This is a genomic window from Pseudomonas sp. LBUM1660 (assembly GCF_059695935.1).
Map to the genome: position 1 here is coordinate 707016 of NZ_CP166795.1, position 15368 is coordinate 722383.

Sequence of the window (15368 nt, forward strand, 5' to 3'; positions counted from 1 at the left end):
GTTTAAAGTTTCTGAATGTTCGGCTGGTCATCAATTGTTTGTTTTCTTCTTTGAGGATGAAAATCGTTCGGTTAGTGTTGTTTTATAACGGGGTGGGGTTCTCCGTCCTGGTGGGTAACCCGCTTTTATTTTTACAGGGAAGTATCTTTATGGGTGAACAAACAGCTCGTCATGTAAACGGCTACGTCAATTTTATTGATCTATTCAAACTGTCTGATCTTGAGCAAGCGTTACAGGAACATAAAGGCACAGATGAATACGACGCGGTATTTCGATATTACTTTGCTTGTATCGCAGTGCTCGATTTTCCGAGGATGCTCGCACCGCTGGGATTGCTGCGCGAGGCCCTCGGGTCTTTTGTTGAGCCAAAGCGCCGGCGTCGACGCGCTGCGGGCACCGAATTGCCAACGGCACAGCCGGTTGACGTAGCCCCGGGGCTGAGCGAGATCCGCGACAGGGTCGAAGGCTTTCACTCGCGCCTGTCCAATAGCATTGAACAGTTGAGCGTCGCGGCCACCGAAGTGCCAAAAAACCTGCACTTCGTCTGGCTTGGCGGTGGTTTGGGTGCTATCCAGCGCGACTATATTAATGTCTGGCTCAAGGTGTTGGCCGGGCAGGGCTATACCGTGAAACTCTGGTACGACAGCGATGCACTCCTGGCCTATGAAACCAACCGGATCATTGTCGAAGCCGCGAAGGCCGATGCGATGGTTAATGGCGGACATGGCAGCGAATCGTATCTTGATCTTGTTGATAAGTATGAGGCACGGGCCATTGTTCTAAAAAAACAGATGTTCGCTCATATCAACAAAGCGGTAGCGCTCGGTGTTAATGCGGATGAGGCACGCATTGATCTTCTGGTTCGTGGGTATGGCCAGAATGAAACGAACTTGAAAGCCTTGCGGGACAAGAATAACCAGAGTATCTCGGCCATGGCCGAGGGTGGTTTGGAACTTCGTAATATTGCAACGAATGAAACACCGATGCACTTGCAGGCCATTTACGAGCGGGAAATCAGTCTGCGAGGCAACTTTGCCGCGGCTTCCGATGTGGTGCGCATTGAGGCCTTGATGGCTGAAGGCGGTAGTTATGCAGATGTCGATAACCTGCCGCCGCTGCAGGAGAGTCTGGGCGATGTCGACATTCGTCAATTCAGAACGGATGCACGCGTGGGTGTATTGCAATTGTTGCTGGATCAGAACCCTGAGTGGATGCCGGGTCGTGAGGCATCAAGAAGCAAGTACACAAGTTACTTTGAGCGCATCCCTGAAGAGCATCGCGCGGAGCTGGAACGGTTCGCCAAAAGTCGTCCGCTGTTGAACAGTGTTTTTCGCGCACCCGTAGAACGTCTTGTTCGGGCGGACGGACTGCGAGCGGTTGCCGAAGGGAGCAGCCTGAGTAATGCGTTTCTGATGGCTCATGCCGGGTCAGCGATGGTCAACGCCGTGATCGATCGCTTCAAACTCAACTATGAAATCGTTGATGCCACGGCCCGCTTGGCCATGGAGAGGCAGGCCTCTAGCGATGATGAGGCGGTAGGTCGTATTGCGCTGGAGGTCGTCGAAAAAAAATTCGGTACGTTACAAACACTGCCAATGGATGTAGAGCTCGCCCTGTACTTTCTGGCAAAAGCTGCGACCTTTTACTACAGCGACGGCATTCGCCCACAAAGCGAAGAGACCATCTATCTGACCGGGCCCGCTGCGATGCGCGATGCGCTCGCGGATTACGCAAACAGGCATTTCACCCCTCGCGCAGCAGGTGCCTGGCGAACGGATGTGGCGATTGACCCCACCGCAACGGTGAACCGGGCCACGGAGGAGGAGCTGGACCACTCCTGGAAAGAAAATGAAAGTGACACCGAGGCGTGGCTCAAGAACGAAAAACAACGGTGGGAAGCCGGGCAATTCAAGGCGCGTTACGTGGGTAAAGTGGATCAGTTGCTAAAGGGGCAGACGATTCATTTCGACCATGGCTGGCCAGTCATTGAAGGGCGACATGTGTTGTCGACTGAATTGCTGCAATCCCTGGCGCAGCAGCTTGGCGAACCCTTTTTGCTAACGATGAGTCAGCGGACCACCGGTGAGGTGACTTTCGACCTGCCGTTGCAGCTGAGTTTTGATGAGCGTCAATCCATCCTTGCGCAGGAGATCGTGCTACCGCCTTCGTTGGTCGGTGAGCCGGCCACTGCGGATTTGGCTCTGGATGAATTGCTTCACCGAATTGGCCGAGGGACCTTGCAGATTGAGCAGCTTGACCCCCGGCAGCGGTTGCTGATCGGTTCGTTGCTCGGCGCGCGGGCCATGGATCAACGCAATTTTGATCAGCTGCGCGTGCGCCTGGAAAACCTCGCCAACAGCGTGTCTGAATTGGGCGTGTCACACCGCTACGGGGCCATTGAGCGGGAGTTGTTCAAAGAAAACCATCCCGCGTTCGTTGACGGTTTGGCCAGCGCTTTGACACCTTCCGTCGCGCTGTCCGAGACCAGCATAGAGCTGAAAAAGCAGGCGCTGGAGCAGTCGCTGACCTTGGTGCAATGGGGGCGCCAGGTTGCCCGGATTCAGCAGGTCGCAAAACTCGAATTCCGTGACCGCATCAGCGAGCGCATGACCGATGTGCTGGAAAGCTTCGACCAAGGCACCTTCAAACTGGTGCCGCAGGACTTGTTGCTGCAGGGCGCCGGTGACCGGATCGCTGGGCGTTGCTATCCGTTGGCCTTGGCCATGGCGGCGGCGATCAGCAAGGGGAGTGAAGCGGGCAACATCCTTCGTGAGCGTTTTTACCTGGCGGTCATTGAACCCGGTACCAGCGATTCGAATGCATTCATGAACGTTATCGAAGAGCTTCGAGACGTTGACGTCCATGACCTCGGCGGGCCGGTGATGCGCTCGGATCTGGCAGAGGTGATCGCGACGCTTGAAGCGAAAACCGGCAGCAGCACGTTGATGCTCAACTCGGATAACCACTCGATGCTGCTGGCCAAAAGTGTTGCGGGCGAGCGCAGTACCTATCATTTCTACGATCCGAACTTTGGTGTTTTCGAGTTCGATACCGCGCCAGCGCTCAGCGTAGCGCTGACCCATTTTTTCGTTAGCCAAGAGATGGCCGTGCCATACGCCGCTTATGGAGAACCCAGTCGTCCAGCCTTTGACTTGATTGAGCTCGACGCTGGCCGCCTCAATGCAAAGGTGTTGTCATCGGGTGTCCGGGTGTCGAGTCTTTCCGATTCGGGCAGCCTGCCAGAACAGGCGCCTCGGGTCAGGCAGCGGCTGGCCAGCGCGCGAGGGCAGTCTCTGGTCAACAATGGGGTGCTGGGCAGTTCGTTACTGGAGCTGGACGCGCACTGGTGGGGTAGACAGATCGCGCAGGCGACACGGCAGTTGCAGGCACAACACGGGCTGTCGTCCGGCGCCGTTGCGTTGTTCGATACGCTGGAGATCACCCCGGCAGGCGAGTACAAAATCAGCCTGGTCGATACCGATCCAGCGCGGACCGTTGTGCGCGTCACCACCGATGATCCGCGATTCCTGAGGATCAAGAACTACCTCTCGGAGACCTTCCATACGCTGGCAGCGCAACCGCATGATTCGGCCAGCTTGTCTGACCCCACGGAGGCCAGCAGCGTCCATACGCTCAATGCCGGTTTCACCGTGCAAGCCTTGATGAACGCACTGCGTCATCACGAAGGCGCGGCCAGCGGGGGTGACAAGGCACTGACCACGGCCATTCGCTTGCATGCCTACGTCAATTACGCCCAATTGGTCCACGGCAACGTGGTGGATGTGGTCGGCGTTGTGACACTGGTGCGTCAGGCACTGGACGATGAAAAGCTGATCGCCCGCACCAGCGCGCCGTTGGTGCAAAAGGCGTTGGGGCATGTCGCCAATGAAGGCGTCGGTACGGTGCTGGGGATGGTGAATGTCGGGTTTGATATTTACCAGTTGAGCCGTGCCACCAATGACATTGAGAAGGCGCAGTTCGGGACGCAATTGGCGTTCGACTCCGCGAGCGCTGTGTTGGGCGCCGCCGGGCTGGGTGCGGCATTGGCCGGGGCGGGTACCGTGGCGGCGGTGCTGGGCGGTGCCGGGGTGATTCTGGGCGGGTTGGCGGTGGGCGTCGCTGCGCTGGCCGAAGGGTTTGCCACCATTGCCGAGGAAGCCAAGGAGGTCGCCCTGTTTTTTGAGGGGCTGGAAAAGGCTTATCTACAGGGCGGCTATCATCTGGACAAGGCCTCGAATGCCTGGATTGCGCATCCCTTGCCGGTATTCGCCGAGCTTGATTTGCGCGCATCGACGGTCCGTTTTGACAGCCCGAAACTGTTCCCGCTTCGAGACCATTTCGGGGTACCTGATTTCGATGTCGATTACGTCCGCGCCATCGATATCCGCCGGGGCCTTGGGTTACCCGACTCGGCGCCTTTCTCGCCGCAGCCCGGGCAGTCGATCGTTTTGCCCGGCACACCCAAAACCTGGTACGGCTATGACTACAAGTTGCTGCCGTTTGTCACGTTTCGTCATGCCGGTGGCTTCGATACGGCCCGTCGGCTGGAGAAAAAAAATGAGCAGGGGCAATGGCAGTTTCTGTTTTCGTTTTACTCGTTTCCCGGCGAGTACGTGGTCAACCGGCTGAACCCTGTCTACAAGCCAACGGTATTCAACGTGCGTCTCGACAACATCGAACGCTCGCTGGTGGTGCCGGCCCTGCCGAAGGCCTGGCATGGCCTGGTTTCCTATCGCATAGAAGGTGCCGGTGCCCAGTGTTCCGTTCTGCTCAACCCCGGGGTGAACCTTGTCCTCGAGGCGCCCGGTCACACGGCCATGCGCTGGGTGCTGCAGGCTCCCTGGCTGGCGGAGGCAGACCTGCGGATAGCACCTGGCGGCAGGCTCGATTCGGGCACGTTGGGTGTGAAGTTCAGTGGCGGCGGCGTTCACGATGTGTTGCTCAAGCTTGCGGGTAACACCATCGTGCGCGTTGATCTTGTGGGCCTGAAATTGGAGGTGGTCGAGGAAGAGGCCGATCCGGCGCTCGGGGAGCAGGCGCTGCTGGATCACTTCAAGTCATTGGCCCGAGAACATCGACTGGCCATGCCGTACACCCCGGTTCACAACTTCGTGGTGCCGTTTGAAAAGCCGGACGAACCGAGGACGGTGGCTGCGTATTACGACTCGGCTCAGGATCGCTTTCTGTATATCCGCGACCCGAATGTCCTGCTGGCCGATGAGGCCGTGCTGGGCGCCGTGGTCGAGGGTTCGGCCTATTTCTATCACCCCGAGAGTTTCGATATCTGGCAGGTCGACGCGACCACCGGTACGCTGATTCGGCGCTATCGTCTGCTGGCCAAGGATGGCTTGAGCATTGCCCGCTGTGAGGCCGTGGCCAACGGCGGTATTCAAATTGTGCAGCAGTCCGTTCCAAAGGACGGTCAGCGCGATGAACTGACTTTCCTGATCCATGGGCAAGCCGTGTTGCTCAGCTCGATCACCCTTGGTCAGGATCCAGCGCTGCAGGCTGTTTTAGAGGCTGACACGCTGACGGACTGGAAACAGGTACTGGGCAATTATGTGGTGCCGGCAGCGTCCATCGATACCGTGGATTGGCGCCTTGGTGCGCTGGCTTCGATCTGTTGGCAGCGCGAAGACAAGTCCCGTGATCTGGTCTGGGTCCGCGATGTTGACGGGTTGATCATCCGTGCACCTGCCCGGCGTCACCATGTGCGGGGTTGGAAGGATTCGATCAAGGCCTTGAACACCCTTTTACTTATCGCTCCCTACGGTGCCGAGGGCGAGGTCTTCGTTACATATGACAAGGACATTCAAAGCCTCGTGCGACAGCAAAGATCGATGGTCGAGGGGCGCGTGCAATGGTCTTCCACAGAAATTGCCCCCACAGGGCTGAAAAATGTTGTCGCGGTTGAGCAGGGTCATCTCGCTGTGACCGACTCGGGCCTGTTTTTCAATCTGACGTCGGACGGCTATTTGCACTTGGGCGGATTGACCGAAACCTGGTTCAAGGATCGAGCCCAGTGGTGGTCCGAACTGCCGGCGGTGTCGACGCAATATCCGGTGTCGAGTTTCGCCCTCCTTGGGTTGACCCTCTTTACGGGGGCCGCCGGTTTGTGCGCTTGGTACCTGGAAGATCGGCTGTTGCTCGCGGACCTTGGCCATGGCAAAGAAGTGCGGTTGCTGAGTATTGTTCCGGACAATCAGGCCGCTTGGTTATTCGATCTTTCAACGGGCAAGATTTTCAGCCAGCGCTTTATCGAAACGACACACTTGAACGCCGCATTCGGCCAGGGAACCCGGCTTTTGCAAGCCGAAGCATTGCCCGTTCCGATGCAGGAGTGGGCGCCCTGGACCTTTACCGACGTGAAAGTGGAGGGCGCTGGCCTGAGGGCAACAACGCTTGATGGTCTGGAAGTGGATTTACAGCACAACGCCCCGGTACGGATAACGGGTGTGGGCAGCCGCTGGGTCGCAGCATTGGAAGGTTCATTGAGTGAGGCGCTGGCGGCGCTGGCGAACGAATATCGCTGCGCCGATTTCCTGTCCGTCAAAGACCCTGACAACCTTCAATGGTATGTGGTCCGCAGCGGTCGATTGATCCGGGTTCCGAAAGCCACCGTTACTGCGCACTACACGCTGGTGGGCACCCGGGATCAAACCAGCGTGATGTTGCACGAAAGCGAAGATGGTTTATTGCGCACCTATCCGCAAAAAAGCACGGTCGGGCCGCTCGACTATGTCCAGCGAAACGCCGAAGTACTGGTGGTCGAGGGGCCGAAGACGACCCATGACCTTCTGCCGTTGATTGCCGATGATGTCAGCATTCTGGTGCTCAAAATGGGTCAGGGGGCCACGACAAGCCGACTGACCCGAGCGGCCTGGTTGAAACTTGACTCGGTCATCGTCGATTGTCGTTATCCGCTTGAGCGCCCACCGTTGATTCCGGGGAAACTGATTCTGGACGCTTCAATCATGGATCAGTTATGGGTCAGTCTGGTCGATGAACACTTGGTGATGAACGGCCTGGACAGCGGGCGTAGCCTGATTTTTCGCGGTGTTTACTCCGCGGATGTGGCGTTGCGAGGTGACGTGTTCCTTTCGCTCAATGGCTATCGATCACGTGCGGTTTCGGAAATTGTGACCGAGTTACTGAGGCGAAAAGGCGTTTCCGGCAGCGCAACGTTAGCGGAGCTGATGTCGACCTCTCAGGTCGAGGTGGTCGCAGAACCGGCTATTCAGGACGTTGCGCTCCCTGGCTGATCAGGGCACCAGGTAACCTTTCACGCCTGTGAAGATAATCTGTGCGGCCAGTGCGCACACAAACAATCCCATCAGCCGGCTGACAATCTGCAAGCCCTGGTCTCCGAGAATCCGTTCGATGCGGTTGGACAAATAAAGGACCACGCCAACCGTAAAACTGGCCAGGGCAATGCTGAGAATGGCCGTGAGTTTGTCGTCCCAATGCGGCTGGCTCACGCCCATCACCAACAAGGCACCGATGGTGCCGGGGCCGACCGTCAATGGAATCGTCAGCGGGACGATCGTCACGTCCTGCTGCACATTGTCGGTTTGCACCGCCGACTTGCCTTGGGCCATGCCCAGTGCCGAGATAAACAGCACGCTGCCGGCGCCGATGCGGAACGCGTCCACGGTGATGCCGAAGACACTGAAAATCACCCGTCCGAACAAGTACAGCAAGACGCTGGACACCAGCGTCGCGGTGGCCACTTTCCAGGCCAACCGACGCTGTTCCTTGCGTGAATAACCGCGGGTCAGGCTGATGAAGCAGGACAACACGAAGAACGGGCTGTAGAGCACCAGCATCTTCAGGTAAACGCTGAATAACACATGGAGCATGGTGCAGGCTCACAGTCTGGGAAGGTCGAGGAGGAGTCTATCAGGCGTTACAAGGTCTGTCGGCTCAAGAGGCCGGTGCCGTCGCCCGGTTCTGCTGATCCCGTTGTGCAACCCAATGCTCGATCAAATCGCGCAATTGCGACAGTTCGACCGGTTTGGCCATGTGCCCGTCCATGCCGGCCTGGCGCGCGCGCTCTTTGTGCTCGGCAAGGATGTGCGCGGTCAACGCCACCACCGGGGTGCGAATCCGCTGGTTGCCGACTTCCCAGGCACGTAACTGCTGGGTAGCAGAGAAGCCATCGAGGATCGGCATCTCACAATCCATCAGGACCAGGTCGTAGCGCTGGGCTTTCATCGCCTGCAAGGCTTCTTCGCCATTGCTGGCGGTGTCCGGTTGCAGGTTGAGTTTGCCGAGCATGCCGCGAATCACCTTGGTCGAGATGTTGTTATCTTCGGCCACCAGAATGCGGAAATCACTCGGGACCTTGACCGGAAGCGTCGGACCGGAGGGCAGGTGCGGCGAGACGGCCGGGCCCTTGTTGCGCTGATTCAGTTCGTCCGCCAGAGTGGTCTTGAGGGTGTAGCCGGCCACCGGTTTGGCGAGGATGCGTTTTATCCCGCAATTGCGCGCGATGATCTTGCTCGGCGCGTTGCTGATACCGGTGAGCATGATCAGCAGAATGTCGTGGTTCAGGCTCGGGTCTTCCTTGATCTTGGCCGCCAGTTGCATGCCGGTCATGCCGGGCATGTTCTGGTCAAGCAGGACCACGTCGAAATAATCGCGCAGGTGAGCCTTGGTGCGCAGCAACGCCAGTGCCTCTTTGCCGGACGGCACGGCGCTGACATTCAGGCCCCAGGCGCTGCACTGCTGCACCAATACTTTGCGACAGGTGTCGTTATCGTCCACAACCAGCACACGCGCACCTTGCAGCGGTCCGTCGAGGTCTGAGGTCGGGTGTTCGAGACGATCAGGGTCCAGGGGCAGGGTCAGCCACAAGGTGCTGCCCTGATTGGCGCCGCTCTTGATGCCGAATTCCCCTTGCATCAAACGGATCAACTGACGCGCAATCACCAGCCCCAGGTTGCCGCCCAGGCTGGTCGCCGAGAGGAAGTGCTTGCTGTGCAGTTCGGCGTGCATCAGGGCGTCGCGTTCTTCGGCCTCCATCGGCACGCCACTGTCTTGCACGGCGATGCGCAGGCGCGGTTTGGCGCTGCGTTCATCGAGGGCGACGACGATCAGGATCTCGCCTTCTTCGGTTTTCTTCAGGGCGTTTTCCAGCAGGCTCAGCAAGGTCTGGCGCAAACGCGTCGGGTCACCGCTGATGACCCGCGGCACTTGCGGCTGGATGAAGCTTATCAGCTCGACGTTCTGCTGTTCGGCCTTGGCGCGGAAGATGCTCAGGCAGTCTTCGATCAGGGCATTGAGATCGAATTGAACGTCGTCCAGTTCGATTTGCCCGGACTCGAGCTTGGAGATGTCGAGAATCTCGTTGATCAGGGTCAGCAGTTCGTTACCGGCGCTATGGATGGTCTGCACATAGTCACGCTGCTTGACCGACAGTGGCGTCCCCAACAGCAATTCGGTCATGCCCAGTACGCCGTTCATCGGGGTACGGATTTCGTGGCTGATCTTCGCCAGGAACTCGGCCTTGGCGTTGATCTCGGCGTTGCTGGCCGCCAGGTCGCGGCTGACGCTGAAACGATCTTCGGTGATGCTGCGCTGACGTTCGCCCAACGCAATGCTCATCAACAGGCCGCTGATGCAGATGAACGCCAGCAGCGTCATGATCAAGCCCTGCGGCGCGACCAGCGTCAGCCCCAACAGGGCGGGCAACATGATCAGCGTGCCGATGTTGAACACCACCATCGCCGCCACAAACAGGCGCGCCGGGCGATAGCCTTTTTGCCAATGGTAGGCACCGACGAACAACATGCTCAGGCCCGCCAGGGCGACCAGGGCGTAGGTAATGATGTTCAGCGGCAGCGTGTTGACGAACAACAGCAGCAAGCCGCAGGCCACGATGAACAGAATGTCCCCCAGCAGCAGCTTGTTCAGCGGGTGCGACCCGAGCGGGGCGAAGAAACGATAGGCGAACATCAGGCCGCACGGCGCCGTCAGCAGCAAGGCGAGATAAGCGCCGGGCGTCTGCACCGCGTGCCAGTTGGGTAGCCATGGTCCTGCCAGATTCAGTAACAGCAACAGGCTGAGCATCAACAACGCTTCGCATCCGGCCAGCCAGAGGCTGCTGCGTGAGCGGGTATAGGCATAGCGGACGAGGTTGTGCAGGATCAGCATGCCGATGCAACCGAACAGCAGGCCGTAAATCAGCATCTGGTTCTGATTGGCCGCGGTCATGATCGCCGATTGCAGGGTGATGTACGGCCGTAACTGGTGTTCTGACACCAGCCGCAGGTAGACGTCGAGAGGTTTGTCGCTTTGCGGCAGCGGCAACATGAAATCGCTGCTGGGCAGGGGACGGTCAGCCTGGGGCTGCCCGGTGCCGGTGTTCAGTTGATCGATCAGCGTGTCGCCGTCGAGCACATACAGATTGAGGCGCGACAGGTCGGGGGCGAACACTCGCAGCAATTGTTCGTGCTTGCCGGGCGCCAGCCGAAAGCGTAGCCACAATGCACCTTCGGGCTCGGCCGCGGTGAGGCGGTCGAGTTCGATGGGGCTGAATTGATTGGTGTAGCGCGCGGAACGGATGTCGCTCAGCTGCAGGTCGCCCTGTTCGTCAAGCAATACCGCCCAGCCACTGCCTTGCGCGGCCTGTGCCGGGAGCATGCAGAGCAAGGTCAGCAGCGTGACAGTAAAACCTATGGCAATCCTGAGCCAGCGCACGGCGAAATCCCTTCGTAGGTTGATGCCAGATTATAACTATGCGCGGCGTCGGAACAGTCCGGCAAGGGCTTGAAGCCCAAGCCCTGCCGAACGGATCGCTTATTCCTGATTTTCGCCACGCTCGCGGGCAATGGCACGGTAGCCAATGTCCTTGCGATAGAAACAGCCTTCCCAATCAATCTTTGCCGCCAGTTTGTAAGCCTGTTGCTGGGCAGCATCAACGCTGGCGCCCATGGCGGTAGCGCAAAGCACGCGACCACCGGCGGTCACCACTTGACCGTCCTTGAGCGCAGTGCCGGCGTGGAAGACTTTGCCTTCCAGTGCGGAGGCTGCATCCAGGCCGTTGATGGCGACGCCTTTAGCGTAGTCGCCAGGATAACCGCCAGCCGCCAGCACGATACCGACGCTCGGACGTGGATCCCATTGCGCTTCGACCTTGTCCAGGGCTTGCGCCAGGGCCGCTTCGACCAGCAACACCAGGCTCGACTGCAAACGCAGCATCACCGGTTGGGTCTCAGGATCACCGAAACGGCAGTTGAACTCGATAACTTTTGGGTTACCAGCCTTGTCGATCATCAGGCCGGCATACAGGAAACCGGTGTAGACGTTACCTTCATCGGCCATGCCGCGCACGGTCGGCCAGATCACCAGGTCCATGACGCGCTTGTGGACTTCAGCGGTCACGACCGGGGCAGGGGAGTAGGCACCCATGCCGCCGGTGTTCGGGCCGGTGTCGCCGTCGCCGACGCGTTTGTGGTCCTGGCTGGTAGCCATCGGCAGCACGTTCTTGCCGTCGACCATGACGATGAAGCTGGCCTCTTCGCCATCCAGGAATTCTTCGATCACGACCCGCGAACCGGCGTCGCCGAATGCGTTGCCCGCGAGCATGTCGCGCACGGCGTCTTCGGCTTCGGCCAGGGTCATGGCAACGATCACGCCTTTACCGGCGGCCAGGCCATCGGCCTTGATCACGATCGGTGCACCTTTTTCACGCAGATAAGCCAGGGCCGGCTCGATCTCGGTGAAGTTCTGATAGTCGGCTGTCGGGATCTTGTGGCGCGCCAGGAAGTCCTTGGTGAAGGCTTTTGAACCTTCCAACTGGGCCGCACCGGCCGTCGGACCGAAGCAATCCAGGCCACGGGAGCGGAACAGATCGACGACGCCAGCGACCAGAGGCACTTCCGGGCCAACGATGGTCAGGGAGACGTTCTTCTCGGCAAAATCGGCCAGTTGCTCAAGGGCCAGCACGTCGATAGCGACGTTCTCGCACTTGGCTTCAATGGCGGTGCCGGCGTTGCCCGGGGCAACGAACACTTTCTGCACGCGCGGATCCTGAGCCACTTTCCAGGCCAGTGCGTGTTCACGGCCACCGCTGCCAATGATCAAAACATTCATTTCAAAAACCTCGGATGACGCTAATTCTGTGGAGCAGCCTCAGCTGCCTGGCTAACGATGCGCGGTATCCGCCGTGCACCGAACCTGTAGGAGCGAGGCTTGCCCGCGAAGGCCTCACCTCGGTATTGCAGTTGCACCGCAGCGTCCTCTTCGCGGGCAAGCCTCGCTCCTACAGAAGCAAAGAGCAAAAATCAGTGACGGAAGTGGCGCATGCCGGTGAATACCATGGCTATGCCGGCTTCATCAGCAGCAGCAATCACTTCCGCATCACGCATCGAGCCGCCTGGCTGGATCACCGCAGTGATGCCAACCTTGGCCGCGTTATCCAAGCCGTCGCGGAACGGGAAGAACGCGTCGGAGGCCATCACCGAGCCTGCCACCTGCAAACCGGCGTGTTCAGCCTTGATCGCGGCGATACGCGCAGAGTTCACGCGGCTCATCTGGCCAGCGCCGACACCGATGGTCTGACGGTTCTTGGCGTAGACGATGGCGTTGGACTTAACGTACTTGGCAACTTTCCAGGCGAAGATCAGGTCGTGGATTTCCTGTTCGGTCGGGGCGCGCTTGGTCACGACTTTCAGGTCATCGGCGCCGATCATGCCGATGTCGCGGCTCTGCACCAGCAGACCACCGTTGACGCGTTTGTAGTCCCAGGCAGCGGCGCGATCAGCCGACCACTCGCCGCAGGCCAGCAGGCGCACGTTGGCTTTTGCCGCCACGATGGCGCGGGCTTCTTCGCTGACGCTTGGGGCGATGATCACTTCGACGAACTGACGCTCGACGATGGCCTTGGCGGTTTCAGCATCCAGCTCGCGGTTGAACGCGATGATGCCGCCGAACGCCGACTCGGTGTCGGTGGCGTAGGCCAGTTCATAGGCCTGGCGGATGCCGCCTTCGGCGTCCGGGCTCACAGCCACGCCGCACGGGTTGGCGTGCTTGACGATCACGCAGGCTGGCTTGACGAAGCTCTTCACGCATTCCAGCGCGGCGTCGGTGTCGGCCACGTTGTTGTATGACAGTTCTTTGCCTTGCAGTTGGGTCGCGGTGGCGATACCGACTTCCGCAGGCTTGGTTTCAACGTAGAACGCCGCGCTCTGGTGCGGGTTCTCGCCGTAGCGCATTTCCTGAGCCTTGACGAACTGGCTGTTGAAGGTGCGCGGGAACTCGCTGCGACCTTCGGTGCTGAGGGTCTCAGCGGCCTGGTTCACGGTGCCCATGTAGTTGGCGATCATGCCGTCATAGGCGGCGGTGTGTTCGAAAGCCTTGAGCATCAGGTCGAAACGCTGAGCGTAGGTCAGGCCGCCGGCCTTCAGGCTTTCCAGTACGTTGGCGTAATCGCTGGCGTTCACCACGATGGCCACGTCTTTATGGTTTTTGGCTGCCGAACGGACCATGGTCGGGCCGCCGATGTCGATGTTTTCGACAGCGGTCGGCAGGTCGCAGCCTGGCTTGTTGATGGTGGCTTCGAACGGGTACAGGTTGACCGCGACCAGATCGATCGGCTTGATGCCGTGCTCGTTCATGATGGCGTCATCGATACCGCGACGACCGAGGATCCCGCCGTGGATTTTCGGGTGCAGGGTTTTCACCCGACCGTCCATCATTTCTGCGAAACCGGTGTAATCCGCGACTTCCACTGCGGCAACACCGTTGTCGCGCAGCAGCTTGAACGTTCCGCCGGTGGAGAGGATCTCGACGCCCAGGGCTTCAAGCTCTTTGGCGAATTCGAGGATCCCGGTCTTGTCGGAAACGCTGATCAAGGCGCGGCGGATCGGCAGGCGGGTAGTCTGGTCGGTCATTTCAATTTCCATCAAAAGCAAAGGAGTCAGCAAAAAAGGCGACCGTTTTTACGCGGGCGCCTTTCTGGTTTGATTGAATGCTTACAGCAAATCGTACTGCTTGAGTTTCTTGCGCAGCGTGCCTCGGTTCAGACCGAGCAGCTCGCTGGCCTTGGTCTGGTTGCCCTTGACGTAGTTCATCACGCACTCGAGCAGGGGCGCCTCGACTTCGGAGAGCACCAGGTTGTACACATCCGTGACGGCAGCGCCCTCAAGGTGGGCGAAATAATTGTGCAGCGCCTTCTCGACACTCCCGCGAAGGGTCTGACCTTCTTCGCTCGGCGTATTGAGGTGCTGTTTCAAATTCACGTTGTCGCTCACGGGTGTTGTTCCACTCACTAAAGTCTCGGTCATCATCGTCATGCGGCCACCCCTTCTCCGTCCCCTGTCAGGCTCTTGTAACGTTCGGCGAAGAAGCCCTGAACGTTGGCGCATTGTGCTTCCGTATCTTCCAAACGATTGAAGTGGGCGCGAAACTCCCTGGCGCCCGGCAAGGTTGCGAGATACCAGCCCACATGCTTTCGAGCGATACGGACGCCCATCACGTCTCCATAGAAGACGTGCAGCGCAGCCAGATGCTCTAGCAGAATGCGTTCCACCTCGATCAATTCCAGCGCCGGGAGTTTTTCGCCGGTACGCAGGAAATGATCGATCTCACGAAAAATCCACGGCCGCCCCTGGGCGGCCCGGCCTACCAGCAGGCCATCGGCACCGGTCGCGTCGAGCACGTACCGGGCCTTCTCGGGCGAATCGATATCGCCGTTGGCAAAGACCGGAATCGACACCGCCTGCTTGATCGCGGCAATGGTGTCGTACTCGGCTTCACCGGTGTACAGGTCGGCACGGGTGCGACCATGGACCGCCAGCGCCGTAATGCCTGCCTGCTCGGCGATCTTCGCCACCGTCAGACCGTTCTTGTTGTCCCGGTCCCAGCCGGTACGGATCTTCAAGGTGACCGGCACATCAACCGCAGCCACGACGGCCTGCAGGATCTCGGTCACCAGTGCCTCATCCTTCAACAGGGCGGAACCCGCGGCCTTGTTGCAGACCTTCTTCGCCGGACAGCCCATGTTGATGTCAATAATCTGTGCGCCCAGTTCGACGTTGGCCCGGGCCGCATCCGCCAGCATCTGTGCATCACCACCGGCGATCTGGACCGAGCGGGGCTCGGGATCACCTTCGTGGATCATGCGCATCCGCGATTTGCGGGTGTTCCACAAGCTCATGTCGCTGGTGACCATTTCCGAGACTACAAGCCCTGCGCCCAGTCGCTTGCACAGCTGACGAAAGGGCTGGTCGGTGACGCCCGCCATGGGGGCGAGAATCAAGCCGTTGTGCAATGTATATGGACCGATGCGTACCGCCGACATAGGACTTCCCTGTTGTGGGGCCGGATCATGAGAGTTCGAAAAAGGGTTGGCATGATACCCGCTC

Annotated in this window: 7 protein-coding genes; 1 reads left to right on the forward strand and 6 read right to left on the reverse strand. The window is 59.2% G+C overall.

Going from position 1 to position 15368, the window contains the following annotated elements:
• Positions 1 to 314 precede the first annotated feature (314 nt).
• Positions 315 to 7262, forward strand: coding sequence for a TcdA/TcdB pore-forming domain-containing protein (locus ACA068_RS03225; protein WP_497307562.1), 6948 nt, complete (start codon positions 315 to 317; stop codon positions 7260 to 7262).
• Here ACA068_RS03225 and ACA068_RS03230 read toward each other — a convergent pair whose 3' ends face one another.
• The 6 genes from ACA068_RS03230 to dusB form a co-directional block, all read right to left on the reverse strand.
• Positions 7263 to 7859: a MarC family protein gene (locus tag ACA068_RS03230; RefSeq protein WP_007937197.1), complete on the reverse strand. Its 597-nt coding sequence runs from the start codon at positions 7857 to 7859 to the stop codon at positions 7263 to 7265.
• A 64-nt stretch (positions 7860 to 7923) separates the two neighbouring features.
• On the reverse strand, positions 7924 to 10701 hold the full coding sequence (locus ACA068_RS03235; protein ID WP_497307563.1) for a hybrid sensor histidine kinase/response regulator: 2778 nt from the start codon (positions 10699 to 10701) through the stop codon (positions 7924 to 7926).
• A 99-nt stretch (positions 10702 to 10800) separates the two neighbouring features.
• A complete protein-coding gene (purD, locus tag ACA068_RS03240; RefSeq protein ID WP_497307564.1) occupies positions 10801 to 12096 on the reverse strand; it encodes a phosphoribosylamine--glycine ligase in 1296 nt (431 codons plus the stop codon).
• Between the two features lie 191 nt (positions 12097 to 12287).
• On the reverse strand, positions 12288 to 13895 hold the full coding sequence (purH, locus tag ACA068_RS03245; RefSeq protein ID WP_497307565.1) for a bifunctional phosphoribosylaminoimidazolecarboxamide formyltransferase/IMP cyclohydrolase: 1608 nt from the start codon (positions 13893 to 13895) through the stop codon (positions 12288 to 12290).
• Positions 13896 to 13976: 81 nt separating this feature from the next.
• Positions 13977 to 14297: a DNA-binding transcriptional regulator Fis gene (gene fis / locus ACA068_RS03250; protein WP_007907419.1), complete on the reverse strand. Its 321-nt coding sequence runs from the start codon at positions 14295 to 14297 to the stop codon at positions 13977 to 13979.
• Positions 14294 to 15304, reverse strand: coding sequence for a tRNA dihydrouridine synthase DusB (gene dusB, locus ACA068_RS03255; protein ID WP_056746229.1), 1011 nt, complete (start codon positions 15302 to 15304; stop codon positions 14294 to 14296). The genes fis and dusB overlap by 4 nt, the downstream gene beginning before the upstream one ends.
• Between the last annotated feature and the right edge of the window lie 64 nt (positions 15305 to 15368).

Bases quoted from the DNA above. Each gene is read 5' to 3' on its own strand.
- ACA068_RS03225 (WP_497307562.1), top strand. From the start codon at position 315: ATGCTCGCACCGCTGGGATTGCTGCGCGAGGCCCTCGGGTCTTTTGTT.
- ACA068_RS03230 (WP_007937197.1), bottom strand. From the start codon at position 7,859: ATGCTCCATGTGTTATTCAGCGTTTACCTGAAGATGCTGGTGCTCTAC.
- purD (WP_497307564.1), bottom strand. From the start codon at position 12,096: ATGAATGTTTTGATCATTGGCAGCGGTGGCCGTGAACACGCACTGGCC.
- purH (WP_497307565.1), bottom strand. From the start codon at position 13,895: ATGACCGACCAGACTACCCGCCTGCCGATCCGCCGCGCCTTGATCAGC.
- fis (WP_007907419.1), bottom strand. From the start codon at position 14,297: ATGACGATGATGACCGAGACTTTAGTGAGTGGAACAACACCCGTGAGC.
- dusB (WP_056746229.1), bottom strand. From the start codon at position 15,304: ATGTCGGCGGTACGCATCGGTCCATATACATTGCACAACGGCTTGATT.